The organism is Nocardioides sp., from assembly GCF_035503875.1.
Classification (GTDB): Bacteria; Actinomycetota; Actinomycetes; order Propionibacteriales; family Nocardioidaceae; genus Nocardioides.
In genome coordinates this window covers 1-25,867 of record NZ_DATJTA010000059.1, presented here as the reverse complement: position 1 = coordinate 25,867, position 25,867 = coordinate 1, and the positions used below count along the sequence as shown (strand labels likewise).

17 protein-coding genes are annotated in these 25,867 nt (G+C 70.7%); 3 read left to right on the top strand and 14 right to left on the bottom strand.

From position 1 onward, the window contains the following. Nucleotides 1–9: 9 nt before the first annotated feature. The 4 genes from VMF51_RS14310 to VMF51_RS14295 form a co-directional block, all read right to left on the bottom strand. A complete protein-coding gene (locus tag VMF51_RS14310; protein WP_325475118.1) occupies nucleotides 10–513 on the bottom strand; it encodes a hypothetical protein in 504 nt (167 codons plus the stop codon). A gap of 131 nt (nucleotides 514–644) precedes the next feature. Continuing rightward, on the bottom strand, nucleotides 645–1,802 hold the full coding sequence (locus VMF51_RS14305) for an acyl-CoA desaturase (protein ID WP_325475117.1): 1,158 nt from the start codon (nucleotides 1,800–1,802) through the stop codon (nucleotides 645–647). An 83-nt stretch (nucleotides 1,803–1,885) separates the two neighbouring features. Continuing rightward, nucleotides 1,886–5,632: an HtaA domain-containing protein gene (locus VMF51_RS14300; protein WP_325475116.1), complete on the bottom strand. Its 3,747-nt coding sequence runs from the start codon at nucleotides 5,630–5,632 to the stop codon at nucleotides 1,886–1,888. 141 nt (nucleotides 5,633–5,773) lie between these two features. After that, nucleotides 5,774–6,229, bottom strand: a complete 456-nt coding sequence (locus VMF51_RS14295) for a hypothetical protein (protein ID WP_325475115.1) — start codon at nucleotides 6,227–6,229, stop codon at nucleotides 5,774–5,776. Nucleotides 6,230–6,650: 421 nt separating this feature from the next. On the opposite strand from VMF51_RS14295, the gene VMF51_RS14290 reads away from it, so the two are divergent. Then, a complete protein-coding gene (locus tag VMF51_RS14290) occupies nucleotides 6,651–7,055 on the top strand; it encodes a hypothetical protein (RefSeq protein WP_325475114.1) in 405 nt (134 codons plus the stop codon). Between the two features lies 1 nt (nucleotide 7,056). Here the strand turns inward: VMF51_RS14290 and VMF51_RS14285 are convergent, their stop codons facing one another. The 3 genes from VMF51_RS14285 to VMF51_RS14275 all read right to left on the bottom strand — a co-directional run bounded on the left by VMF51_RS14285 (nucleotide 7,057) and on the right by VMF51_RS14275 (nucleotide 11,431). Continuing rightward, complete coding sequence (locus VMF51_RS14285) at nucleotides 7,057–10,329, bottom strand: DEAD/DEAH box helicase (protein ID WP_325475113.1); 3,273 nt, start codon at nucleotides 10,327–10,329, stop codon at nucleotides 7,057–7,059. 69 nt (nucleotides 10,330–10,398) lie between these two features. Continuing rightward, on the bottom strand, nucleotides 10,399–10,863 hold the full coding sequence (locus VMF51_RS14280) for a TspO/MBR family protein (protein WP_325475112.1): 465 nt from the start codon (nucleotides 10,861–10,863) through the stop codon (nucleotides 10,399–10,401). Between the two features lies 1 nt (nucleotide 10,864). Then, nucleotides 10,865–11,431: a hypothetical protein gene (locus VMF51_RS14275; RefSeq protein ID WP_325475111.1), complete on the bottom strand. Its 567-nt coding sequence runs from the start codon at nucleotides 11,429–11,431 to the stop codon at nucleotides 10,865–10,867. A gap of 52 nt (nucleotides 11,432–11,483) precedes the next feature. On the opposite strand from VMF51_RS14275, the gene VMF51_RS14270 reads away from it, so the two are divergent. Continuing rightward, nucleotides 11,484–11,873 (top strand): DUF2237 family protein, encoded by a 390-nt coding sequence (locus VMF51_RS14270; protein WP_325475110.1) that lies wholly within the window; start codon nucleotides 11,484–11,486, stop codon nucleotides 11,871–11,873. Between the two features lie 282 nt (nucleotides 11,874–12,155). Here the strand turns inward: VMF51_RS14270 and VMF51_RS14265 are convergent, their stop codons facing one another. After that, the gene (locus VMF51_RS14265; RefSeq protein ID WP_325475109.1) at nucleotides 12,156–12,695 is read right to left on the bottom strand and encodes a C40 family peptidase; all 540 of its coding nucleotides are present in this window, start codon (nucleotides 12,693–12,695) and stop codon (nucleotides 12,156–12,158) included. Nucleotides 12,696–12,979: 284 nt separating this feature from the next. Continuing rightward, complete coding sequence (locus tag VMF51_RS14260) at nucleotides 12,980–13,651, bottom strand: maleylpyruvate isomerase family mycothiol-dependent enzyme (protein ID WP_325475108.1); 672 nt, start codon at nucleotides 13,649–13,651, stop codon at nucleotides 12,980–12,982. Between the two features lie 71 nt (nucleotides 13,652–13,722). On the opposite strand from VMF51_RS14260, the gene VMF51_RS14255 reads away from it, so the two are divergent. Then, nucleotides 13,723–14,169 (top strand): MarR family winged helix-turn-helix transcriptional regulator, encoded by a 447-nt coding sequence (locus tag VMF51_RS14255; RefSeq protein WP_325475107.1) that lies wholly within the window; start codon nucleotides 13,723–13,725, stop codon nucleotides 14,167–14,169. Nucleotides 14,170–14,477: 308 nt separating this feature from the next. On the opposite strand, the gene VMF51_RS14250 is transcribed toward VMF51_RS14255, so the two are convergent. The 5 genes from VMF51_RS14250 to VMF51_RS14230 form a co-directional block, all read right to left on the bottom strand. Continuing rightward, nucleotides 14,478–16,595, bottom strand: a complete 2,118-nt coding sequence (locus tag VMF51_RS14250) for a hypothetical protein (protein ID WP_325475106.1) — start codon at nucleotides 16,593–16,595, stop codon at nucleotides 14,478–14,480. A gap of 388 nt (nucleotides 16,596–16,983) precedes the next feature. Continuing rightward, nucleotides 16,984–18,267, bottom strand: a complete 1,284-nt coding sequence (locus VMF51_RS14245; RefSeq protein ID WP_325475105.1) for a TIGR02679 family protein — start codon at nucleotides 18,265–18,267, stop codon at nucleotides 16,984–16,986. Continuing rightward, nucleotides 18,264–22,511, bottom strand: coding sequence for a TIGR02680 family protein (locus VMF51_RS14240; protein ID WP_325475104.1), 4,248 nt, complete (start codon nucleotides 22,509–22,511; stop codon nucleotides 18,264–18,266). The genes VMF51_RS14245 and VMF51_RS14240 overlap by 4 nt, the downstream gene beginning before the upstream one ends. After that, nucleotides 22,508–23,812: a TIGR02678 family protein gene (locus VMF51_RS14235; RefSeq protein ID WP_325475103.1), complete on the bottom strand. Its 1,305-nt coding sequence runs from the start codon at nucleotides 23,810–23,812 to the stop codon at nucleotides 22,508–22,510. Before VMF51_RS14235 ends, VMF51_RS14240 begins: the two co-directional genes overlap by 4 nt. Continuing rightward, nucleotides 23,809–25,431, bottom strand: a complete 1,623-nt coding sequence (locus VMF51_RS14230) for a DUF2397 domain-containing protein (protein WP_325475102.1) — start codon at nucleotides 25,429–25,431, stop codon at nucleotides 23,809–23,811. Before VMF51_RS14230 ends, VMF51_RS14235 begins: the two co-directional genes overlap by 4 nt. Nucleotides 25,432–25,867 lie beyond the last annotated feature (436 nt).

Here is a 25,867-nt window from a genome sequence, read left to right as displayed (position 1 = left end):
AGGTGCCTTTCAGGAGAGAGGTCGCCACACGGGCGCGACCTCGACGGCCGTCGGTGAGAGGACGGTGGTGACGAAGACCTCGGCGCCGGCCTCCAGGGACTGCTCGGCGCGGGCGTTGAGCCGGATCCGGTTGCCCCCGACGAGGACGGCGACGACGCCCAGCCCGTCGGCCGGGATCGCGGTGACGACCCGTCCACTCTGGCCGACGGTGTGGTCGGCGGACGGCGTCGCGTCGCTGCCGCCGTCGCGGATCAGCCGGGTCAGCCAGGCGGCGAACCAGCCGAACACCACGCCGGCGACGAGGCCCACGGGCAGCGACACCGCCAGCGGGGCGCCCGCCGCCTCGGCGGTCGCGCCGCCGAAGCCGGTCGCGGCGACGAACGCACCGATCACCGCGGTGGAGAAGACGTCACCGGGGAGGATGTCGGCGAATCCGTCGAGCAGGTCGCCGAGCACGAGGCCCACGGCGAGGAGCACCAGACCCAGCACCCCGATCACGAGGAAGGTGGTCACGCTGGGATCTTCTCCTGCCGCCGACGTACCCGGCGCCCCGGGGTGGACCCGGATCATGTCCCAAGAGGCGTGCTTGAAACACCCGCGGTCTAGTCCGTACCGCCAGGTGAGCCGGTACGGCGAGCGCGCGACTATGCGGGCGCGGCCGCCAGCCGACGCAGCTGGGGCAGCAGGTTGCGCCGATGGGTCTGGGCCAGCCAGCCGTTCGGCAGCGAGAGCCGGACCACCTTGTGCCAGGCGCTGGCGACCTGCCGCACCAGCGGGCGGGAGCAGTAGTCGAGCCCGAACTTGTCGAAGACCTCGCGCACCCGCGGTGCGATCTCGCCGTACCGGTTGCTGGGAAGGTCGGGGAAGAGGTGGTGCTCGATCTGGTGCGAGAGGTTGCCCGCGAGCAGGTGCAGCACCGGCGGACCGGCGATGTTGGCCGAGCCGAGCATCTGGCGGAGGTACCACTCGCCGCGGGACTCGTCCGGGTCGAGCTCGGGCAGCTCGAACGCCTCGACGCCCTCCGGGAAGTGACCGCACATGATCACCGAGTGGCTCCACACGTTGCGGACCAGGACCGCGGTGGCGTCGGCGGCGAGCGTCGCCCGCCAGCCCGGGCCGGAGAGGGCGGGCCAGACCACGAAGTCCTTGGCCGCCTGGCGCAGCGCCCGCTTCAGCGTCACCATCGCCTCGGCCCGTTTCTCCGGCGACAGCGTGCGTCCGGACCTGATGTGGTCACCGAGGTCGAGGTCGTACATCGCGATGCCGTACTCGAAGATGCACGCGGTCACCGCGTTCCACAGCGGCTGGACCAGGTAGCGCGGCTTCCACGGCTGCGCCTCGTCGACGCGCATGATCCCGTACCCGAGGTCGTTGTCCATCCCGATGATGTTCGTGTACGTGTGGTGCACCTGGTTGTGCGCGCGCTGCCACTGCTCCGGCGGGGTCGCGTGGTCCCACTGCCAGGTCGAGGAGTGGATCTTCGGGTCGCGCATCCAGTCCCACTGGCCGTGCAGGACGTTGTGCCCGATCTCCATGTTGTCGAGGATCTTGGCCAGGCTGAGCGCCGCCGTACCGGCCACCCAGGCGACCTTGTTGCGCCCCGCCAGCAGCACCACCCGGCCGCCGAGCTCCAGCCCGCGCTGCACGCGGATCAGTCGGCGGATGTACGCCGCGTCGCGGCCACCGCGGTCGTCGAGGACGTCCTGGCGGATGGTGTCGAGCTCCTGTCCGAGCAGCTCGACCTCGGCCGCCGTCAGCCCGCCCGGGCGGAGGTCGCCGGCCGGCGTCGCCGTGGTCGTCATGTCCCCACTGTGCCGGGTGTCCATGACCTCCCGGTGCCCGGGGCGTGACGAATCAGTCGTCGTCACACCCCGGGCCGCGGCACTCACCGCCGGACGCGGACGCTCACGATCTCGCTGACGGCCCGACGGGTGTGGGCGGTCGGGTTGGCGATCGCGGTCAGGAAGTGGGTTCCGGGACGGAGCCTGCCGATGTCCCTCTTGCCCAGCCTGATCGTCCCCTTGCCCTGCCGCACCTTGCCCACGGCCAGGATCCGGCCGCCGTCCTTCAGCACGACCTGGCCGGCGAACTTCGCTCCGCTGCGCCCGGGGATGGTCACGACGACCTTCGCCCGGACCCGCGTGGCGCTCTTCCCCCGCCCGATCGTCGACGGGACCTTCAGCCGCACCGACGGCGCGGTCTTCGTCACCGTCAGCGTGGTCCGGCCGCTGCCGGCGTTCACCCGGCCGTCACCCGCGTAGGTGACGACGACCGGGTGCCGGGCGACCGGGAGGTTCGCCGGCAGGGTCACGCTCGCCGTACCGCGCACCAGGGCCGCGCCGAGGGTTCTGGTGCCGACCTTCACGTCGACCCGACCTGTCGGAACGGTGCCGGGTGCGGTCACCCTGACCGTCGCCGACGTCGCGGTCCCGAAGGCCACGCTGGTGTCGCCCAGGACCACCGACACAGCGGGGTCGACGCTCACCGGAGTCTCGACCTCGACCGCGTCGGTGAAGTCGATCGTCATCGGCGCGGCGGGCTTCACCGAGTCCGCGGCACCGCCCGAGGAGTACCAGTACGACGACAGGCCGGTCGCGATGTGGAAGTCCACGAACTCCTGCGGCCACGCGCCCCACCCGGCGGCGGTGCGGTTCTGCGGGGTGTACCCAGCGGGCACCTCCACCTCGACCCCCGCGTAGTCCGGGGTGATCGCGAACCGGCCGGTGGGGTCGATCTCGACCGCTTCGAAGGTGCCGATCGGGACGTCCTCGACCAGGTCCAGGGGGGTCCTGTTGTTCGGGTTGCCCATCGACGCCCCGTAGCCGTCCAGGTCGGCGGTCAGCTCCGCCGTACCGTCGGCCGCGACCGTCAGGACCGGGTCGGAGAACCAGAACGGCACCAGCCCGTCGTAGAAGTTCACGCTCCACGCGCCGTCCCACTCGACCGTGGCGGAACCGTCCGCCGCGACCTCGGCGTCGCCGCCCGCGAACCGGACCCGCTGCTCGACCCCACCCTGGGTCTGCGCGCCTCGCGTCGCGTAGCTGGGCGCCGACACCGAGCCATCGGCGACGTGGACGACCGAGACGTCGCCGTCGGTGACCCGGTACGTCGCCTCCTTGCCGTCCGAGATCCCGGCCGAGAAGTAGTTCGACGAGCCGAACGGCGGCCTCGCCTGCATCTCCCCCGAGCCCGCCCACTCCAGGACGACACCGTCCAGGTCCAGGCCGCCGTCGGGGATGGTCCCGCTCGGCGTGACCGTCAGCTCGGCGGTCGCGGTGGAGACGCTGCCGAGCTCGTTGGCGAACCTGGCCCGGAACAGCGACCCGGACTGGTCGACGTTCGTGTCGGTCACCGTCAGCGAGGACGACGCGCCGTCCGCGGCGACCGTGAAGTTCTCGTCGTCGGGCGCGATGTTCTGCCAGTAGCCGCTCACCCGGCGCTGCCAGGTGACCGACGGGACCGGGCTGCCGGCACCGGCCGTGGTGAAGGTGACGTCCGTGCCCTCGACAGTCGTGACGTCCCGCAGGTCCGACTGCACCACCGGCCGGTAGCGGACGGTCAACGTCGCCGGCTCCGAAGCCACGTCACCGGCGGCGTTCGAGGCGATGACCCGGTACTGCGACCCGTGGTCGCTCGGCCTCGCGTCGACGGACAGCGTCGCGTCCGTCGCGCCGGCCAGGTCGACGAACCTGGTCGCGCTCGGCGTCCGCACCTGCCACCGGTAGGTGGGCGCCGGCGAGCCGTCGGCCGCTGCGGCGAAGCTCGCCCGAGCCGGCGTGGTCGCGTTCGCGAGCTCGACAGTCACGGGCTCCGGGTGCGTCGTCAGCGTCGGCGCCACCCCGAGCAGGTCGTAGCGGCGCAGCACCACCTCGCCGGAGTCGCCGGCTACCTGCGTGATCAGGTCGCCGTCGCGGGCGACGGAGAACGGGAACAGCCGGGTGTCGCTCGGCCGGAGCTCCGGCATGGGGATGCTCGCGAGGGCGGCGGGGCCGCGAAGGACGTGGACCCTCGCCTGGGTGGCGTTCACGGCGTAGTCGAGGCCCAGGGAGGCGTCGGCGGCGACGTCGTGAACGGGGGACGGCTCGCCGCCCGCCGTGACGGGGATCAGGTCCGCAGCGACCTGGCCGTCGACGACGTCGACGACGGCGACCCGCCCGGAGTCTGTTCCTCCGTCGCCGTACCCCAGCAACGACCCGTCGGCCGTCACGGAGATCCTGCCGAACGACTTGGTCGCTCCCGAGTCGGGGTGGACCGCGACCGTGTCGTCGACGAAGGCAGCGGTCCACGCGCCGCCGGCACCGCGCACCATCCGCATCAGCGGATTCTCGTACCGCACGTTGTCGCCGTCGGTGTGCTGGGCGCCCGAGGCGAAGACGTAGCTGCCGTCGCGCGCCACCGCGACGTTGGCGGTCGTGAGCCCGCCCGTCGCGTTGCCGAAGGCGTTGACCGTGCGGCCGGCCGCCGTGGTCGCGAAGATCGCGGGCAGGGCGACGGGCCGGACGTCGTGCGTCCAGCCGTCCTCGGCGGGCGTCAGGGTGTGGACCTGGTGAGCGGTCCGCTCGTCGGGACGCACCGTCACCCACAGCAGCTCGCCGGCCACGGCGTTCCAGGTGAGCGCCGCGGAGTGCGGCGTGCGGTTGTCCGTCGGGTTCGCGCTCACGGACGCCACCTGCTGCGACTCGAACTCCGAGGTGGCGGGGTTCCACGACGCGGCATGGAGGACGACCCGCCGCACACCGTCGACCACCTCGTCGGACAGGGAGAAGATGGTGTCGCTCTCGGGGTCGAACGCGGTCGCCAGGTAGCGGGTGGTCCCCTGGAGGAACTCGGTGGCCCCGACCGGCTCGAGCGTCTGAGCGTCGAGGGCGGTGAAGGTGTAACGCTGCCTGCCCTCGCTCGGGCCGGGCATCTCGACGAGGTAGACCAGGTCGTCGTTCTCGGCGATGTAGACCCGGCGGAACTGCTCCGTTCCGGTCGTGACCGGCCGTTCCGCAGCGGGTGCGAACGCGGGCAGGCCCTCAACGGCCCACCGCTCGCTCAGGTCCGGCTTCCCACCGGGGCCGGCGTAGGAGATCGTCACCGGGTCGATGGGCGTGCCCGGCGCGTAGATCGCCAGGTAGTCGCCGGCGACGCTCGGCACCCCGGTCCAGGTCGTCGTCCCGCCGGCGACCTCCGGGTCCGAGTCGCCGAGGTCGAAAACGGCGAGGACGGCGTCCTCGAAGCGCTCCATCGGACTACCGGGGTCGTTGCGCGGACGACCGACGTAGGTGCCGCGGATCACCTGCTGCTCGGCGCTGATCTCGACGCTCAGGTCCTCGAAGGTGGAGTCGAGCTGGCAGAAGCCCGGGGCGTCGCAGTAGATCGCGTAGTGGATGGATCCCGCCAGGTCGAGCCGCAGTGCTCCGGTCTCCTCGTCGAAGGTGCCCTGCTCGACGGGCCAGCGGTAGCGGCCGTCGGCGAGCTGCTCGACTCCGCCGGAGAGCGTGCCGCCGCCGGTGTAGGTGCGCCACGACTCCTTGATCCCCCAGACGACGTGGCCGTCCGTGATCGTGGTGGCGTCGGCTCCGTCCGCCGCATGGGCCGGTCCGGTCGGCGCCAGGAGGGCCAGGGCGAGGGCGACGACGACACTCACGTGCCGCCAGCGGGGATTCCTCCGAGGGAGGAGTGTCTGTGGGGACTGCATTCGGGTGTGACCTGCGTTCTGGGTGCGTGAGACGGGATCGGGAAGCGAGGGTGGGGGCGGAGGCCTGGCGGCCTCCGCCCCCGTGAGCTGCTAGCGCAGGGGCTCGGACTCGACGGTCACGGAGCTCGAGCCGCTGTGCCGGGTGATGACCACCACGCAGTCCGTCGGGTCGTCGCAGTCGAAGTCCGTCGGCTGGCCCGGCGGCATCCCGGGTACGCCGAAGTGCGCGTTGACGTTGCCGAACTCGTAGACGGCGGGGGTGACGACTCCGGTCAGCTGGCCGCCCGCGAAGCCGGGCACGTTGGTCTGCGCCCCGCACGCGGGAACGCCGCTGAAGGTGGCCACCGTGCAGACGCCGACGCGGTAGGTGCCCGCCGGCAGGGTGGTGCTGGTGGAGGTCACCGTGATCGGGTTGCCGTCCGTGAACGGGTCGGGGCTGTAGGTCAGCGCGCTGGCGGCGACCGAGGTGCCGACCACGAGGCCGGCCGCCCCGAGGGTCACGCCCGCCGTGGCGAGGGCGCTCCTGAGCTTCGTCGAGATCGTCATGCTTTCTCACTCTCCTTTAGAGTGTGGCGAGGCCGTTTCCGGCTTCGCCGTCTGTGGATGCACGCGACGTCTGTCGCGTGCCCCTGAGGCCGAGCGGCCTGGCCGAGATGACTCATTGACGTGGCTCATCTCGGCCCCCTCCGCCACGGCCGTGCCGCGGTGGAGAGAGCCCGGCGCCCAAGACTGTGGATGGGTTCCGTCGTGCCCGGGCTTCCCCGGGGATGCCGGTCTGCTGGTGGCGACCGGCACTAAAGTTAAGGTTAGGCTTGCCTAATTCGAGATGGTTTTAGCAGAGCGCACGTTTCAAGGGCAAGCACCCTGCCCGCCAGTTGGTCGATCACCTCGACGCCCCTGCCCCTCTCACAGGGAGTCCACAGTCCGGACATGCCCGGCTCCCAGTCACTCGGCCCACCGTGGTGCCATGACCCAGAACCCGTCCCTACCGCCGACATCGCCCGCACCGCCCGCACCGCCCGCACCGCCTGAGCCGTCCGCCGACGACACGACCGCTCCCCGACGCACCCACCCGCTGCGCAGGGTGCCCCGGGCCGCGTGGCTCTCCGCCGCCGCGGTCGTCGTCGTCCTGGGCGTCGGCCTGGGTGGCTTCTTCGTGGGCCGGGCCACCGCGCCCGACGACCCCCGTCCTCCCTTCGACCGCGGGCAGTTCCCGGGCTTCCCGAACGACCGGGGCCAGGGCGGACCCGGACAGGGCGGACCCGGACAGGGCGGTCAGGCGCCGGCGCAGCCGGGCGACAGCACCGAGGGCAGCACGCAGGGCAGCTCGGCGGACACGACCGCCTGGTACGTCGTACCGCGGGCGGCGTGAGTCAGCCGCCGAGCAGCGCTCGCACGTCGTCGGCGGTGACGGCCGTCGCCATCGCGCCGTCACCGTCGACGACCTGGGCGAAGAGCGCGGCCTTGCGGGCCTTCAGCTCCATCACCTTCTCCTCGATGGTGTCGGTCGCGACCAGGCGGTAGACCATCACCGGCTGGTGCTGGCCGATCCGGTGCGCCCGGTCGACCGCCTGCGCCTCGGCCGCCGGGTTCCACCACGGGTCGAGGACGAAGACGTAGCTGGCCTCGGTGAGCGTGAGCCCGACCCCGCCGGCCTTCAGGCTGATCAGGAACGCCGGAGCGTCGCCGTGGCGGAACTCCGAGATCGCGGCGTCGCGGTCGCGAGTGCGCCCGTCGAGGTAGGCGTGGCCGATCCCCTCGGCGTCGAGGCGGCGGCGTACGCGAGCGAGGAAGCTGGTGAACTGGCTGAAGACCAGCGCCCGGTGCCCCTCCGCGGCGAGCTCGCGCAGGTGGTCGACCAGGACGTCGATCTTGGCCGACCCGAGCGTCTCGTGCTCGGCGTCGACCAGGGCCGCGTCGAGGCTGAGCTGGCGCAGCTTGGTCAGCGACCGGAAGATCGCGACCCGGTTGGCGTCGAAGTCGCCGATCAGACCGAGGATGTGCTGGCGCTCGCGCTGCAGGTGGGTGTCGTAGACCCGCCGGTGCTTGGGGGTCAGCGCGACGTCGAGCACCTGCTCCTGCTTGGGCGGCAGGTCGGAGGCGACCAGCTCCTTGGTGCGGCGCAGCAGGAACGGTCGGATCCGGGTGCGGAACCGGGCCAGCGCCCGCTCGTCGCCCTGCTTCTCGACCGGCGTCGCCACCAGCTCGGCGAACTTCCGCGGCCACGGGTAGAGCCCGGGCGCGACGATCGACAGCAGCGACCACAGCTCCATCAGCCGGTTCTCGAACGGGGTGCCCGTGAGGGCGAGCCGGAACGGCGCCTCGATCCGTCGGACCGCCTGGTACGTCTTGCCCTGGTGGTTCTTCACCTGCTGGGCCTCGTCGAGCACCAGACCGCCCCAGGGCAGCGCGACGTAGTCGTCGGCCTCGAGCCGCAGCAGGGTGTACGACGTCACCACGACGTCGGAGCCCCGGGCCAGCTCGGCGAGACTCGTCCCGCGCCGGCTCCGGCCAGCGGACACCGACCGGACCACGAGCCCCGGCGCGTGCTGGGCGGCCTCGCGGACCCATCCCGGCACCACGCTCGTCGGCGCGACGACCAGGAAGGGGCCGGCACCGCCACGGCGGGCGTGGGTGATCAGCGCCAGCGCCTGGAGGGTCTTGCCGAGGCCCATGTCGTCGGCCAGGATCCCGCCGAGCCCGGCGTCGTGCAGGAAGGCGAGCCAGCGGAACCCCTCCAGCTGGTAGTCGCGCAGTCCGGTCGCCACGCCGACCGGATCGGCCTGCGGCAGCTCGGTCAGGCCGCTGAGCTGCCGGGCGGCGGTGACCCAGCGCGATGCCTGCTGGTCGACGAGCCCGATCTCGGCGAGCTCCGCCCACACCCCGAGGTCGTGGGTGCCGACCCGCAGGCCGCCGTCGTCGTCCTGGTCGCTCAGCTCGGAGGCCGCCCGGACCGCGTCCGCGAGCCGGGCGAGCGCCGGGTGGTCGGCGGGGAGGTAGCGGCCGCTGGGCAGGAACACCTGCTCCTGGTCGCGGGTCAGCGACTCGAGGACGTAGGCGAGCGGGACCTCCTCGCCGTCGACGTCGATGACCACGCGCAGGTTGAGCCAGTCGACCGGGCCGGCGGCGTCGTCGGCGTCGTCGTCGGGCAGCTCGAAGCGGATCTCGGGGGCGCTCTCGGCCGGGCGGTAGTCGAGCTGCACGCCGACCTCGTCGACCTCGACCAGCGGGTCCTCGCGCAGGCCGGGCAGCACCTCCCCGACGAACTTGAGCAGCCGGTCGCCGCGGAGCTCCTGGTGGGCGCGCAGCCCGCCGGTCTCGTCGCGCAGCAGCCGGTCGCCGTCCTCGCCGAGCCGGAGCCGGTCGAGGTGGGCGCGCTCCCGCTCGGGACGGCGCAGGTCGCCCCGGGTCCCGCTCAGCTCGTAGGAGTGCGCGTCCTCGCCGACGCGGTAGCGCCAGGACCACGTGACCTCGGCGATGCCCGGTCCCTTCCAGCCGACGGTCAGCACCAGTGCCGGCAGCTGCTCCTGAGGCAGCGGCACCGACCCGTCGGCGGACCGGACGGCCAGGTGGCGCCGCAGCCGCGGGAGGTAGTCGCGCACGAACTGCTCGCCCTGACCGGCGGGGATCCGCAGCGGCTCGGCCCCCTCCACGAGCCGACGCACGGGCTCGGCGATGATCCGGTCGAGCGGCGCGAGCACCAGCTCCCCGGAGCCGGCGTCGAGGAGCGCGACGCCGTGCCCCTGACGACCGACGACGATCAGGTCCGGGCCCGCCCACCAGCGGCCGTCGTGGTCGACACCCACCTCCAGCCGGGCGGCACCGTCGGCATCGGCGCGCAGCTCCGCCCGCAGGGCGAGCGGCTCGTCCTCCAGCCGCACGGACGCGACCTCGGCTCCGCCGATCAGCTCGACGCCGGCCTCCCGGGCCCGGGCCAGCATCGACCACACGCCCGACCCGAGGTCGTCGAGCGGGGTCTCGCCCCGGTAGTAGTGCGGCGAGCGACGAGCGGCCGCGAGCTCGGAGAGCGCGGCGAGCTGGGCCGGGTCGTGGCTGTGGGAGTACGCCGCGCGCGGCAGCTCGTCCCAGCCGATGCCGCGCTTGATCCAGGTGCCCTTGCGACCGGTCGTGACCGGGGTGATCCGCACCGTGGGCTGCATCGCCCGTACCTGCCAGGACGGCACCCGGCGCGCGCCGTCGCCGTCCGCGCCCGGCCGGTCGATGCTCACCTCCAGGGCGAGCGGCTTGAGGGTCTCCGGTTCGGCGGCCCGGCCGAGCTCGTCGAGCACCTCGTCGAGGCGCTTGCCCCAGTCGGGCTCGTCGTCGTCGACCACCCCGGCCTGCCCGGCGAGCAGGACGGCCGCGGCGTGCTTGCAGCTGCGTCCGACGAAGCACGAGCAGCGGCTGCGCACCAGGACCGTGCGTGCCGAGCGGACGAGCGTCACGGTGACCGAGTACGGGTCGGGCTCGCCGCCCTGGACCTCTCCCTCGAGGATCACCTGGTCCCGGCCCGAGCTGACCACGTCGACCCACTCGACCCGGCCGTCCGCGACGTACGCCTGGGCGCGGCCCAGAGTGCCGGTGTCGAAGGACAGCCCGAGGGCGGCGTCGTCGAGCAGACGCAGCAGCGGCGAGGAGTCGGGCATCCCCCGATCATGCCGTGCGCCGGGGACGCTCACGCGGGTGCGTCGGCCGTACCTGTGGAGGAGGCGGTCTCAGCGGGCGCGGTTGCGCCACCAGATCGAGGCGTTGAGCGCGGTCGCGAACCCCGTCCACACGACGTACGGCGTCAGCGCCGCGGCCGCGACCCGGTCGTGCCGGGCCGCCTCGCGCACCAGCGCGACGTTCAGGACGTCGAGGACCGCGATGACACCGAGCCCGGCCGCGGGCGACTCCTTGGCGAAGAACGCCCAGCACCAGCCGGCGTTGGCGGCCAGGTCGGCCGTGGTGAGGGCGAGCATCCGCGCGTCGCCATCCGGGCCGGCCCGCTCGGCGGCCCGGCCCGTGCCCCAGGCGATCAGTCCGTAGAGCGGCGTCCACACGAGCGGGAACGCCGCGGCCGGCGGCTCCCACGGCGGCTTCTCGATCGAGCGGTACCACGGACTGTCGGGGCGGGTCCCGACGAAGCCGGCCCCCGCGGCCGCCGCCGTGAGCGCACCGGTGAGGACCGTGCGGCGCACCTCAGGCCCCGGGGCCGGACGGCGCGTAGGAGAGGACCCGCCGGGTGAACCGCTCGGGGCGCGGCGCCCAGTCGGCCGCCGACGCGGGGTCGCCCTGGCGGAAGGATCGCGCCGCCACCGCGAAGGCGCGCGACGGCCCCAGGCAGTCGGGGCGGAACCGCACGATCGCGTTCCGCTTGCGCATCGTCAGCGAGAAGCACTGCTTGTCGCTGATGTCCCGGCCGTGCCGCTTGAAGGACCGGGCGCGGAAGACGACGTACTCGGAGTAGGCCATGCCGGTCAGGTAGACGTCGGGCACCCGGTCGTTGTCGAGGTCGAACCACAGGTCGATGCCGTCCCCGGCGCGGACCCGGCGGTCGTGGGTCACGACGACCCGCGCCTTGCGGCCCGCCTTCGGCGCCGACGAGAGGACGGTCCGCACGATGTCGTACGACGCCCCCGCGTCCACCGGGTCGACCACGGTCCGCTCCCGTGGTGGCGCGGCACTCGCCTCGGGGGCGGCTGCCACGAGGGCGAGCGCGGCGGTGGTGGCGACTCCGGCGGCGAGCAGGCGGCGTGAGGTCATCATGTGGCCTTCCGAGCGAGGTCAGTGGGTCCACCTGTACCCCTATCCTCGAATCGTGACCGAGCGCAACGTCCTGGGCGGCGCCCTCGAGCCGTGCGGCACGGACCCGCTGACCGGGTTCTACCGCGACGGCAGCTGCTCCTGCGGCCCGGACGACGTGGGCCTGCACGCCATCTGCGCGATCGTGACGCGGGAGTTCCTGGACCACCAGGCCTCGGTCGGCAACGACCTGACGGCGCCACGACCGGAGTACGGCTTCGCCGGCCTGCACCCGGGCGACCCGTGGTGCGTCGTCGCGGCGCGCTGGCGGCAGTCCTACGAGGCGGGCGCGGCGGCTCCGGTGGTGCTCGCGGCAACGAACTACCGGGCGTTGGAGATCGTGCCGATCGAGGTGCTGCGCGAGTACGCCGTCGACGTACCGCCCGACCTCAGCGGCCTGGACTGAGCACCGCCCGGGAAGGTTGCCCGGAAATAGAGTGACCCCGCTGGCGTCTCGGGTCACCAGCGGGGTCGAGTAGAACTTTAGGGCGCCGGAACCCCGGCGCGGAAGCGAAATCGGGGTTCTTGCGGAAGCCTTGAGGAAACGTTGAGGATTCACCCATCCGGGTGGTCCGTGCACGCGGCGCCCGCCCTGCCGTACGGCCGGCCGCAATTGCAGCCGTACGGCAGGCTCAGCCGACGTTTCCACGTCCGGAGGCCGCAATTGCGGCCGGAGGGCGGGCCTGGGTCAGCGGACCCGGCCGAAGAAGACCGAGCCGGTCCAGATCTTGGCCTTGCTGACGCTCTTGCCCGAGCCGGGGGCGTGCCAGACCTGATTGCCGCCGGCGTAGATGGCGACGTGGTAGACGCCACCGCCGCCGGTGAAGAAGACCAGGTCACCGGGCTTGGCCGCGCCCCGGCTGATCCGCTTGGTGGCGCCGGCCTGGGCGCCGCTGGTGCGCGGCAGGCTCTTGCCCGTGGCCTTCTGGTAGACGTACTTGGTCAGGCCCGAGCAGTCGAAGCGGTTCGGGCCGGTGCCACCCCAGGCGTACGGGTCGCCGGCCTGCGCACGCACGGTGCGCATGACCCGCTCGCCACGCGACGGGAGGGGCTTGGCGTTCATCTGCTCGACCTGCCGGCCCTCGTGGCGCTTGCCGACAGCGGCGTCGGCCGTGGCGGTCGGGGCGAGGGGGCTGATCCCGAGAGCGAGACCGAGAGCGAGCACGCCGGTGGCGGCTCCGCGCGTGATGCGGGCGCGCAGCGGCGCGCCGGGAGAGGCGTGGTTCAACGGTGTTTCCTCGGCGATCGCCTGCGAAGGATGACCTGTCGGATTCGGACGCCGTGCCCGGCCGAGCTCTGCTCGGCTTCACCCCTAGCCCTGACGGGCGTACTGCTGGGTCCCCCGTGCCCGTCTCTGCTTCCTGATGTCGATGACCACCTGGCGACGTGACGGGCCTCGGCGCGGTCCAGGCTCTTCGTATGTGCGCCGATCGGGCGAGGGCCACGACCGGATCCTTTCCACCGTCGCACAGGAAACGGCGAGCACCAAAAGCCCGCACGGGGTGACGATGGTCACCCCGCGCGCGGCTCGCGGCGTACGTCGAGGCGGTCGGCGAGCCGGGCGACCCCGGGGCCGTGCAGCATCGGGAGGGCCGCGGCGGTGCGTCCGGTCATCAGCAGAGCGAGCGCGGCGGGCGTGCCTCGGACCTCGGGCCCCTCCCCCGCCGCCCAGCCTGCCGGCGTCTCCGGAGCGGCTCGGAAACGCACCCCGGCGAGGCGCCGTCGCGCATGGAAGGGCCAGCCCATCGACCAGATCCGCTCGAGGGTGAAGGCCGCGGCCGCGGCAGGCACGGGCCGGTCGACCCCGAGGGGCACCGCGACGTCCTGGCCGTGCACCACGAGGTCGAGAAGGATGTTGGCGTCGTTGACGAAGAGCGGCTTCCGTCGCGAGTCCGCGGACCGCTCCAGTGACGCCACCAGCTCCGCGGTGGGGCGGCGCGCATAGTCGCGCGCGACGTCGCGGCCGGCGCACCACAGGTGGCCGCGCGCCCGCACCAGCGCGACGGCCATCGGCCACGGCCGGGGCTCCCCCGCCGGGGTCATGGCGAGGTGCGCGACCACGTCACGCACCGTCCACTCCGCACACAGCGAGGGCGTCGCCCACTGCTCGGCGGTCAGCGGGGCGAGCATGCGCGCCAGGGACAGGCGTTCTTCGCGGATCCGTTCCCAGATGTTCTCGTCCACGAGAGACTCCAAGGTAGTAAAAGTCTCTGACTATCTTCGCGCGCACTCCCGCGCCTGACAAGGGGGTCCCCGTGACCGACGAGCCCGCGGGCACGCCGATCAGCATCGGCGTCCTGCTCCTGATTCCCTACCGGCACATGGAACAGCGGATCCTGGCCGCCGTGAACGCCGGTGGCTACCCCGTCACCCTCGCCCAGGCACGGGTCTTCCAGCGGCTGGACCCGGACGGCTCGCGCCTCACGGACCTGGCGGCGGCCGCGCAGATGAGCAAGCAGGCGGCGGCGTTCCTGGTCGACGAGCTGGAGCGTGGCGGCTACGTCACCCGCTCCTCCGACCCCCGCGACGGTCGCGCCCGCCTGATCCGGATCAGCGACCGGGGCCGGGAGGCGATCGCCGTCGCCCTGACCGAGCAGCGCCTCATCGAGGCCGAGTGGGAGGCCCATCTCGGGCGTGCTCGCCTGGCCGAGCTCCAGCAGTCGCTCGAGGTGCTCCGCGAGATCACCGATCCCTGGCGGTGAAGGTGGCCGAGACGCACGAAGGGACCGGGATCCTTCGGATCCCGGTCCCTTCAGGCATGCGTTAGGCGATGACCTCGATCAGCTGTGAACGGTCATCCAATGTCCGTCCAACGGTCACCCGGACATTCTGCGTGCCAACGCAGATTCTCGCTCACCCGGATCGCAAGGCTCGGCGAAGGGGCCGGATCGGCCATCGGATCGCGCTGGATGTGTACACGACCAGCGCTGGAAACGTCGACATCAACATGAGCCAGTCAGCAGGTGCCAGTCCCCACGTGGGTCCAACCGACGACTGACCGCGGCAACGGTCAGTTCGTCTGCTCGGTCGTCAGGTGCGGCCCGATGTAGCCGACGTACACGTTGCCGGTGCCGGACGTGTCGTCGTGTAGGTGCATCCGCGGCGACACGATTCCGAGCGTCCCGAGTTTGAAGTGCGCCTCCATCAAGACGGTCCCGTCGGGGCACACGGCAGGGGGGACGTCGAAACGGCGTTCCTCCCCGAACTTGTTCATCGTCGAAGTCGACTCCTTCGAAGCGAACTTGTTCCGCGAGACGACCGAGTAGCCGGCCGGAGCATCAGTCAGGTAGCCGTGCAGGCCCAAGGTGCAGGCACCGTCCTTCTTCGCTTGGACGTATCCGGCGAGTGCCGTGAGGCACTCCCAAGTGGAGCGGACAAGGCGCCCTGTGCTGTCTTGAGCGTCCAATCCGCTGACCACGTCACCGTCGCCAGTAAAGATAACGCCGCGTGCTTCGAGTTCATCGTTCATGCGTCCGAGAAGATCTTCGAACGACTCCGGATACGTGCCGAACGCCTCTTCGGGCACGGCCCCGTAGGCCACGTCGTACTGATGGGCAGCGGCCAATTGCTTGCGGAGGTACTGCGCTTCTTCAGCGGCGCGACGGGCACGGATCTCGGCTTCGTCGCGTTGCTCGTCGGCGAGGAAGGCGTACTCCCTATGGAACAGGACGTCGTCCTCGAGCTGCTCGACCTTCTCCTGTTGCTGCTCAAGACGAGCGCGCGCGAGCTCGGCCATTTCGGTGGCATACGCGGCCTTGATGGTCGCGTTCGCGGCGGCCTCGTCGAGCCGACTGCGACTGGCGGCGAGCGTCTCGGTAGTCACTTCCTCGAGCTGCAGGGCTGAGCGGACGAGGTCCAACTGCTCCTCGAGCTCGAGAACTCGCGCCGAAAGGCTGTCGACGTCAACACGTGTAAGAGCTTCCTCGAGGACGGAGGACGAGGCAGCATCTTCCTCGACGAGTGCGGGATCCTCAGTCCCGACCGTGTCGACGGTCTCGACGACTGACGCGGCCTCGGGCGGGTTGGTGACCCTGTCGGGAACCTGGGTTTCGATGTCGGGCATCGCGGTAGCGACGGTCGAGGTGGGAGTCCGCAGATCGTCACGCTCGGGCATCGCGAAGATGCCGTCGAGAATGAGACGGTCGGTGGCGCGTCTGAGGTCTCGGTCGGCGCTAGCGACCGAAGTCGGCAGCCGACGGTCGGCGGCGTGCGCACGGGCTGAGAAGCCGAGGATGCGCCCGATTTCTCGATCGTGGGTCGCACGCAGCCGCGCAGCGGAGAAGATTCGGTGCCGGCGCGCGTCGGCGCCCCACGCGGGGTCGGGTTCGGGCGCGTAGGTGCGGATGGTCCACGGGTCGACGCCGTGCGTTGCGCCGATGCCTTCGTTGAAGGCGGCGGTGGCGAGCGGATCGAGGACCACAACCTGGCCGAGCCCGACGACGTCGCGCGACCAGACCGCTGCGCGCTTCTGGAACTCGGCGAAGGTGGGACCTCCTGCCGGAACCACATCAGCGGTCCCAACGACGAACATGAGTCCGTGGCGCTCGGCTCCGCAGATGGCCTCAAGGAGGTCGTCGACGTCAGGAGTGGGAGTGGTCGTTGCTTCGCTGTACAGATGCAGGGGACCGTCGTAGGCATCGACCACGTCGAGAATGCGGCGGACAAGGCGTGGCGGGGCCGCAACGATGCCCTGGTCGTTCGAGACGTGAATGGCCAACCAGCCGGCATCACGCTCGGGCATGTGCATCGTGACTTCGGTTTCCCAGGTACCCGTGTTCGTGTTGGGTTCCGTCAGCAGGAGCCGCAGGTCGTGACAGTGGGAGGAGCGTCGATGAACGACGGTCAAGATTCGGCCGCCCGCGGCGTGGATACGTGACTCGTCGAGTGATACGTCGAAATTCTTCTCGCGCAACCACCGATTCGTCTGTTCGAGGACGAGGTCCAGGGCGTCCGGGGAGTTGTCGAAGGTGAGGAATGATCGGTACTCGCCACGCCTTCGCGCGCGTCGGCTTCCCGGTGCGTCGCCGTCCGCCGGCGGGCCGTGAGGGTCCTCCGATGTTTCTCCCTCGGCACCGCCTCGGGGCCGCCGCCGCGCGGTCAACTCAGCAACGACCGCGGGCGTGGTCATCGCGTCACCGTGCCCCGCCGCGTGTGATCGCGCTTGCGCGGATGCCGGTCGCCCGACACCTGAATCTGCGCGTAGTGATGGGCATGAGCGTGATGACCCGGCATCGCATCCCCCTTGGACGTCGCGGCTGAGAAGAGCAGTCTGCAACGAGCCACCGACGCACGTCCGACGAACTGTGGGACGAGTGCGGACGGCCACCGTGACGACGTCCGCACCCGCGGGCTTTCGGCGTCATCCTTCCCAGCGCCCGACTACAGCGCTCTTCGACGCGAGTCGTGGCACGACGCCTCCTAGTGGCTTCGTCCTGGACGACGTCCAGGTTCTTGGGACGGTCCGGGGCCCCTGACACGGTCTGTCAACGTCACGAACGTCAGCTAGGGGTCCACCGTTAGAGGTCGGCGAGCAACACGCCGAGGAGGGCTTCCTCGTGTACCGCAACTCCGAGACGCGACATCTTCGCCGCCAGTTGCCGGTCCCAAGGGGTCGGGACCGGGCTACCAGCGAGCGGAAGTGTTTCGGTCGACCTGGCCGACGCGACAGCGTCCTCGTAGTCGCCGGCGCTCATCCGCCACGGCTGAACCCCCGAGGCCAGGATGCGGCCGGCGATCGCGACGCCGGGCCAGTCGAAGTCTCCGTGGTAGCGGACTATTGCACCTTGCTTGACCAGGCCACGAATGAGCACCCACCCGACGCTTGCGGGGTTGCCCGACGTGCACATCAAGACTCCGGCCTTCCCTGCCCTTGCGGCCGCTTGGAGGACCTGCGGGTTCTCGCAGACCGACACTGTCGTCCCGGCGGCTGACCAGGCAGCGGTCGCCGCAGCGCCGTGCAACTCGTGCAACGTCAGATGAGTGACCAACCCGAGGTCGGCTCGAGTCCGCATCATCACCGACCAGGGGTCGTCGTCCGGTGGCCGTAGCGACCAGACCAGCACCGTTCCGGAAAGCTCATCAGGCACCACGCCGAGGAGCGTCCACAGATTCCGCACCTCGGCCGCCGACTCAGGCGGACGGAGATCGTGCGCGGCGGCCGCAGCGCGCAGTACAAGGGCCGCTGCGACTCGTCCTGAGTCGAGACCGTGTGCGTCGCCGGTGCACCGGGTCGCCAGTTCGGCCAGGCCCCATCCGGATGTCCGTTGGGGGGTCCTGGTTGGGTCCAGCGCGCCGGTTGCAGCGAGCTCGGACAGGACGGCGCCGGCATGCCCGACAGCAGTGGCGGCGCCGTCTCCGGCCTTGGTGAGGATGCCGGCGAGCCGGGCTCGTTCTACGAACCTCGGCACCCACTCCTGGTCACCGATTCCTGCGTCGGCGAGAGCGGCGTCCAGCAGCGCGCCTCTGCTCGTCCGCGCCTCCGTCCGAGCCGCACGGGCGGCCCTGCGGTCCACGAGCGGACCATGGAGCGCCTCGATGACCGTGACCAGGCCCGTCGCCGCGGCGGACCGTCTCAGCGCCGCGTCCACGTCTGTGAGCCGCACCCGAGCGGGGCTCGTGGCCCGTCGGCCGAGGAGCCCACTGAGCCGGTCTGCGCCTTGCTCTTCTAAAAGAACAGTCACGATGCCAGTGACCTGGATGCCGTTTCGTTCGAGCCTGCCGCGAACGGCATCCCACAGAGGTGCCAGGTCAGGGTGGAGCAGGTAGTCGCGCGTCGCCGGCGGGAGGACAGGTTCGGTCATCGAGGCGCTGCCCGGAGGTGTCGGGTGTGTCCGTCCCAACGGACGTGGGTCGTCACAGCGGCCGAGCCTTCGACTCGGCGGACTTCGTAACAGTCCAGCGCCGGCACCTGCGGGTAGTCGCCCCATAAGGCGTGCCCGGTCATCGCGAAGTCGACGTCTAGCCGTACCAGCAGTCCCATGAGCTCACCGATGGTGCGGTTGTCGACCTTGGCGAACGCGTCGTCCAGTAGCAGCAGCCGCAGCGCGCGGCCGGTGTCGGGCAGTCCGGACAGATACGCGTCGATGGCAGCGAACAAGGCCACGTACGACACGAATCGCGTCTCGCCCTGTGAGAGTCGCGCCTTGCGGCTAATGCGTCGCTCCTGGCCCGGCTTCGGACCGAGAATGATTACCTCGACTGTGTGCCAGGACCGATAGTCCAGTGCGTCACTCAGGTGTGTTGCGTAGCCCGCGGACTCGTCGAGCTCGAACGCGTCGTTGACTCGATCCTTGAGAAGCTCGGTCAGTTCGACCGTCTGGTCGGCAGACCTCACCGCACCGGCGGTGGACACAAGTTCCTTGATGCGCACGACGGTCGGGTCGGAACTCTCCGACACCCTCCACCGCAGCTTGACACCGATGCCGTGCGAGGTGCGAATGGTTGCCAGCGAGGCGTTCATCGCGGCGATGAGCTCGTCGGCCTGGTCCAGTCGACGGCGCAGCTCTTCGGCGACGCCACCGAGGACGAACTCGGTGAAGACGCTCCGCTCACGCTCACTGAGCGCGTTCCGGCCCTCATCGACCGTCCGGGCGAGCTCGGCGGCAGCCTCGGCGAGGCTGCGGCGGCCGGTCGCGTCCGACAGTTCGACGAGGCGGACACCGTCCCGGATCTCGGTGATGACGTCGTAGGAGCCCGACAGGTCCCGCTCCAGGGTGCGCTGCGGACCGAGCAGCGTGTTCTCATCGGCGCCCTGGCTGTGGCGGCGCAGGCCGGCGGCCGTGCGGGTCACCGCCTTACGCACGGCCGCCGGGGTGACCTCGGCGAGCTCGATAGTCTCCGGCGGCTCGGCGAATGCTGCGGCTGCGATGCCTGGCATGGCCAGCCGTCGGCGGAACTCGTCGAAGGCGGCAACAAGGTCCCCGTGGTTTGTTGTGACTCGTTCGGCCGCGGCCCGAGCCTCAGCTTCGGCGGTGCCGACCTCCACACCAAGGCGTGAGTCCAGTGTCCGTGCCCTGTCCAGCTCGTCCTCCAGGGTCTTACGGCTGGTTTCGCACTCGCGCAGTTCAGCCTTCGCTGCCGCCGCCTCCTGCCCGATGCTGGAACGGACCGACTCGAGCTCGGATGCCTCACGGTGCCAGGTCGTCCACTCCTTCCCGGCGCGCGACTCGTCCTCGACCCGTTCGCCGGTGCGGTCGCTGGCCTTTATGACGGCGTCGGCATGGTCGGCGACCGCGGTGATGAGCTGGTCGAGCAGGTTGCTGAGGTCTCGACATGTCGTTTCCGCTTCGCCGGTTGCTTGGCGGACGACTTGGAGGTCGTCGGCGCTGTGCGGAAGGCTGAACTCGGAGCAGATCGCGCGGTGTTCACTGACGTCACGGAACCAGGTCGTGCGCAGCTCAGTTGCTTCCTTCGCAACTTCGTAGGCTCGCGACCGTTCCTTCGCGGCTCGGCCAGTCGCGTCGGCGGCGCGGACCCTTGCTGAGGAGACTGCCTGCGTTCGCGGAGCGTTGCGTGTCACGGCGCCGAGCCGGTCTCGGGCAGCACGCGCCTCGGCCCGGGCAGTGGCACGGACTTCGGAAGCGTCCTTGAGTTCGGCGAGCTCGACCTCGATGGCTGCCAGTCGCACCCGCCGCGCTTCTGCGCGGGCGGTAGCACCAATGTGGCTGGCCACGGCCGGCATGTGTCGACCGGTCAGCGGACCTGAGCCCCACGACCCGTCTGGGGCCACCCACACCCCGGCGGGAGTCGTGGCAGCGCCTCCGCGGCGGTCGCCGAACCCGATGCGCGCAAGGACCGCTTCCACAACCTCGACAGGCATCGGGCTTGCCGGGTCGGCGACCAGCCTGTCGGTCACAGGGGTCTCGTCTAGCGGACCGGTCGGGGTGAGGAGCAGCTGTCCGTCCTCGGCGCGCAGGGTCCCGTCACGGTGGAGGTCGGCAAGGAGGAGTCCAGACGCCAGGAGCGCACCTTCGAGGCCAGCGCGGTCAGTCGCGGCGAGGTCTTCGCCGAAGTCGATGGCTCGCCACAGCGGGACGGAGTCGACGACGCTTGACCGGACCCAGGTCGGCATGGTCGGGCTCGGGTCGACCGCGGACTCCAGCTGGGTACGCTCGGCCTCCAGGCTGTCGCGGAGCGCGTTGTCGACCTGCTCAGCGGCGTCGAGTTCAGCGAGGGTGCGCGTGTGTCGTTCGCGCACGGGCTCGGCGAGCGACCCTGCGACGTGGTCCAGCTCGGTCAGGTCATCTTCGCTGAGATCGCCGATGACAACAGGGGCTTCGGCAAGCACCGCATCGATGCCCGTGCCGGTCAGGTCGGGCTCGGCGCCGAACGCAGCGACCGTCGCGTCGGACGACACCCAGTCGCGCCACCTGGAGGCGTACGTGTCGGCGGCCGTCATGAGCTCGACCTGACACTCAAGCTCGACGTCTTCGGCCTCCCGTGCCCGCTGGTCGGCTTCCTCAGCCCGTCGCTCCGCGCTATCGACGTTCCCGCGCTGCACGTCGAGCTCCTTCGCCTTGCCCAGACGCCCGCCAGCCTGGCGGCCACGCTCGGATGCGCTCACCTGCACCAGACGCACCTGCTCGACCGCACCGCCGAGGTCGTCTGGGGTGACGGACAGCTGGACCGGAACAGGGCGGTCCAACGGGGTGGGGTCTCCGTCCCGGGTGAGGCGAACCGGCTCAGTAAGGGCACCCGCTGGAGCGGTCGTAGCGGCGACGCTCGCCGGTAGCGCACCAGCGACGCCAGCGGCCTCGATCTTCGCGCGGGCCTTCTCGACGGCTGCTGCGGCACGCCCACTCGTGCTGACAACCTTGGCGGCTGCCTCGTCGGCGGCGCGGACCTCACGATCCTCGGCGCCGCGTGTGCGTTCTGCGGTGCCAAGCGCAGCGTCGGCGGCTGCGCCGAGAGCCTCGACCTTCTTCTCACGCTCGTCGAGGTCGCGGGCGTCGGCATACGCGGAGGACTGCTTGATGCCGGCGATGGTCCCGCTGAGGTCGGCGAGGGACTCGTCGACTTCGCCCATGCGTGCCTTGTTCTCGCCACGTGCCTTGTCGAGGTCGGCGTGAACTCGTGCGCGGTCCTTGGCGTCCTTGACCGCTGCCTCGGCGGCCGACGCAGCCTTCGTGGTGTTGTCGGCGCTCTCGGCGACCGCGGTCGCCGCGTAGCGACGGTAGGTGCCGAAGAACGTGTTCACGTGACCCAGGGCGGCTTCGAGCCGGGCCTGTGCGAAGCGGGTTTCGGACAGTCCGTCGAGCTGCTCGCCGGCCGCGTTGAGGGCTCGTTCATCCAACGGCGGGAGCGCATCGGACAAGATCTGGGGAAGGCGACCTTCCTCGATGCGGTTACCGACGTCGGGTGAACGCAGCGTGTGTAGCAGTTGGAGCAGCCCGGCGTACCGTTCAGCACCTGAGTCGCCGGTGAGGGTGAAGACCGTCGCGCGGACTCGGTCGCGGTGGGTTCCCGGTGACGGCGTGATGCGCTCGGCGCCGATGAGGTCGGCGAGTTTGTCTCGCGGAAGCGTCTCCCGTGTCGGGGACAGGAGCTTGAGGTCATACCCGACACGCAGGTCGGTCGTGAAGTAGTGGACCTTCGCTTCTCCGGTCGAACGGGAGAACCGGATATGTGCGCCGATGGTGGTGTACTGCTCCGTCGTTCCGGACTCGTGAAGCTCGGCATCTGCGGGGTCGGTGCGGTCGACGGTGCGGGCTAGTTCGAGCCACACGTAGCCGGCCCTCGTGGTGCGGTCCTCTGCGCCCGCCTTCATGAGCTCGACGAGGCTGACCTTGCCGGACCCGGTTGCGTCCATCTTGCGGCGGTCAGCGTCGAGGACGAACGGCAGGAGGAGCTCGAGGGCGCGGCTCTTGCCGGATCCGTTTGTTCCGCGCAGGACGAGCCGGCCGCCGGAGAGGTCGAACTCGGCGTCGTAGTAGTACCAGACGTCAACCAGCCCAGCGCGGTTCATGCGCCACCGGTACGGATGGTGCTTTGGCGGTGTCTGGTCCGCGGTCTCGATGCCCTCGGTGGGGGTTTGCGCGAGTGTCACGACTGCTCCTGGTTGTGCCGATCTGCGTCGGTGTCTGCTTCGGCGGAGAGGGGTCCGTCTGCGGCGTCAATGGGCAAGTCGTCGTCGGCGAGTCGGCGTTGGGCTCGCGTCCGGGTCGCTGTGCGGACAGGTTCGGGCCGGTAGCGGCTGCAGGCGGGATGGAGAACAAGCCCATCATCGGTGGGGGTCGCGAGCGATACCGCCCACAGGACCTGAGCCACTTCGTCGGTCAGCCTGCCCAGGTCGCCCGCTACCTCAGCACGCCAGGCCTTCGAGTTCTGATCGCAGAGAAGTTCGACGTTCTCGGCTACCACGTCCCACGACGCGAGGACACCAGGGACCGGGGCGCCGTCGACCAGCACGGTCGTGCCGGCAGTGGGGTTCAACGTGTCCACCAGTGCGTCCAACAGCAGAAGAGCGGCCTGGCGGACTGTGCCCTGCCCTGGGAACTCGACGTCGGTGAGCTCGTCATCCGGGTCGTAGGCCAGAGCACCCTCGAGCCGAACTTCGAGCGCGAGGCCGAACGCATCGTCGAGGGCCCTCGTGACGTCGCGCCGTTCACGCGACAGCGCGTCGGCCTCGGCCTCGGTGAGCGTCTCACGTCGAACGAGTGGGTGCTCGGTCAGACGGCGACGCAACGCGGGCCGAGGCTGCTCACGCTCGGCCGGGTCAACCGACCACATGTCCTTCGGGCCGTCCATCCCAGCGAGCGGGCGTGCGACAACGTGCGGCAGAAGGGACTGGTTGACGGTCAGGAGCGCCTCCTCGCGGCGCTCACCCCAGCCCGCAACGCTGCCATCGGTCTCGACCAGGACACCCCACTCGATCAGCTGGTCGATGGCAACGACCAGCGCTCGCCGTTCTCGGAGGGTCTCGTCCATCGTGATTCCGGCTGTCGCCGCGTCGGCCCGGAGCTGCTCGACGAGGGCCGACAGGAGGACCTGCTCACCCGCACCAGGAGCCATCAGGCCGGCGCACACGAGTGCCAGGTACGTGTAGGCGCGAGGGGTGAACTCGCCACCGTTCCCGCGTCGCGCGCCGCGGGCGGGCACGTCGACGGGCGGGACTGCCTTGACCAGTCGAGCGAACGTCGGTTCGACGACGAGTGGGTACCCGAGGAGCGTCTGGAAGGTCTGCCGGAGCGCGACCTTATGCCGACGGACCAGCTTCAAGTCCTCAGCGTGCCCTGCCGCCGCAAGGATGGGTGTGGCCAGCAGTGCTCGTGCGGCGGCCCGACGTTCGGCGGCGGCGTGCTCGCTAGTGGTTGACGTCAGAGCCGAACGGCCCTCAGGCGTGCTCATGCCGTGGTCTCGGTCCACTCGTGGTTACCGACACCGTCGGGTCCGTCGACAACGGTGTTCGCGCCGGTGTCGGCCGGGTCGGCACGCAGTGCAAGGTCGTGCACGGTGAGGTCACCGTCGGAGCAGTGGACGACGGTGCAGGCGCCAGCGACCGGGGTGGCAGTGACGATGAGGTTCGCGTCGGTGTCCGTCGAGGTCGCCGGTCCCTCGAGGAGCTGGTCGATCGCGATGACGTCGGCGAGCCGGTCGAGGAGCAGCTCGCGAGCCGCCGGCGACAGGTGTGCGCCGCGAAGGTCCCCGGCAGCAGCGAGCTCAGCTGCTGCAGCACGCTTGTGGTCAGCTTCGGCCTGCGCCTCGGCGAGGAGCCGCTCGCGGTCCAAGCCAGGGTCGGGAACCCGCGACGTACGACCACGGGCGGTGCGGTCGCCCCGCTCTCGCAGCGCTAGCGGCACGTCGACAGGGTCACTGTCCCACCACGACGTCGTGGCGCCGGCTCGCCCGGAGTCCTCGTCGGGTCCGCCGAGAAGGTGACGGGCCGGGTACGCCCCGAACGCCGCGTCGAAGATGCGGTGTGCGGTCGCCGTGTCTGCTTCGTCGAACCAGACGGCGAGGCGCAGCAGGTCCGCGCGACGCGAGACGCCGGTGCCGGCTGCGGCGAGCATCCGCTTGGCGTTCGCGATGAGCTGGCCCAGAGCCTGGTCGGCGGCTGCACGCAGTTGCGTCGGCCCAGACCGGCCACGCCGACCGGTGTACCAGGCGGTCAACTCTTCCCAGTCTGCGCGGGTCCGGCCTGGGGAGCGTTCTGTCTGCTCGTCGGTACCGGTGAGGCCCGGGAGCGAGTCGAGGGTGCCGAGCAGGAGATCGAGCCGTTCCTCGATCTGCTCGAGGAGCGCAGCCACTGCGGGCGCATGGCGGGCCACGTCGGCCGAGATGAGGTCGACGTAGGTCAGCAGCATCGTCTTGAACGCGGCGTACTCGGGTCCGCCAAGGTCGTAGCGCGAGATGCGGCTCTGGACGAACGCGTAGAAGTCTGTTGCGGACTCGGCGAAGAGACGCTGGTTGTTGAACACGGTCGTCACGTCGCCGGCGAGGGCATCACCGTCGACTGGCGTGCCGTCGAGGTGGGCGATGATGCGTTCGAGGGTCTGGACGGTGCCGCCGAGAAGTTCACGCGCGACTTCGCGGGCGCCGTCGGAGGCACGGAGGAGGTCGTCGATCTGGCGGTGAACGCGACCGCCGAGCTTGGATGCCTGATACCGAGATCGGGAGCGAAGCCACTCGCCGACCGTGGCGACGCGGGCATCGCGGACGGACGGGACGAGGTTGCCCCAAGTCACGAGCTGTCGGCAGCGGTGCTCGATGTCGTCGATGGTCAGCGCCGTACCAGGGGCGTTGCGGAGCAGTACTTCGTGCGCCTCGGCGGCGGACAGGTCGGTGAGGAGGGTCTCGGTGAACAGCCGCATCAACTGCAGGTACTCGGCAGCGTTTTCGGCGCTCACGTACCGGTAGAGCGTAAGCCTCTCAGGGGTCTCTGCCGTATCGCTGGGGCTGGTTCTGGGCGATGGGTCAGCGGTACCGACGACACGCTCGGGCGTTTCCGCGCCGCTGTTCTGCGCCACAGGCGCCCCCTCCTTCTTGTTGACGAGGGGGACCGTGCTACCGACTACTGCGCCGACAATGGCTGAACGACGCTCACGATGTCCTTCCACTGCTTCCTGACCCCCGACGCGACGCACGCTACGTGACCCCACCGACACTCGGGAGGGGTTCAGCAGGACCGGTCCATTTCGCGGTGCCTGCATAGCCGCCCGGCCCTGCGCGCTCCGCATGCTGACCACGTCGGGCTATCCAGCCCGTCGACGAGAACGCGCCCGGGCGCTGACATCGGTGAGATCACCTTCCAACGCCTGCCGCCGCTAGACGGTATGAGGTGACCGCTCAGGGCTTCTGAGGGTTGTAGGCCGGGGCCTCACTCACAAATGGTCGTGGGTTACCGAGTAGGGCTGGCCTGCTCGGCCTATCCAACAGTTGTGGGAGGCCCCGGGTGTTTACCGA

Coding starts and splice junctions, on each gene's coding strand:
- VMF51_RS14305 (WP_325475117.1), bottom strand. CDS start 1,802: ATGACGACCACGGCGACGCCGGCCGGCGACCTCCGCCCGGGCGGGCTG.
- VMF51_RS14245 (WP_325475105.1), bottom strand. CDS start 18,267: ATGACCGAACCTGTCCTCCCGCCGGCGACGCGCGACTACCTGCTCCAC.
- VMF51_RS14295 (WP_325475115.1), bottom strand. CDS start 6,229: ATGACGATCTCGACGAAGCTCAGGAGCGCCCTCGCCACGGCGGGCGTG.
- VMF51_RS14250 (WP_325475106.1), bottom strand. CDS start 16,595: ATGACCACGCCCGCGGTCGTTGCTGAGTTGACCGCGCGGCGGCGGCCC.
- VMF51_RS14290 (WP_325475114.1), top strand. CDS start 6,651: ATGACCCAGAACCCGTCCCTACCGCCGACATCGCCCGCACCGCCCGCA.
- VMF51_RS14235 (WP_325475103.1), bottom strand. CDS start 23,812: ATGAGCACGCCTGAGGGCCGTTCGGCTCTGACGTCAACCACTAGCGAG.
- VMF51_RS14285 (WP_325475113.1), bottom strand. CDS start 10,329: ATGCCCGACTCCTCGCCGCTGCTGCGTCTGCTCGACGACGCCGCCCTC.
- VMF51_RS14275 (WP_325475111.1), bottom strand. CDS start 11,431: ATGATGACCTCACGCCGCCTGCTCGCCGCCGGAGTCGCCACCACCGCC.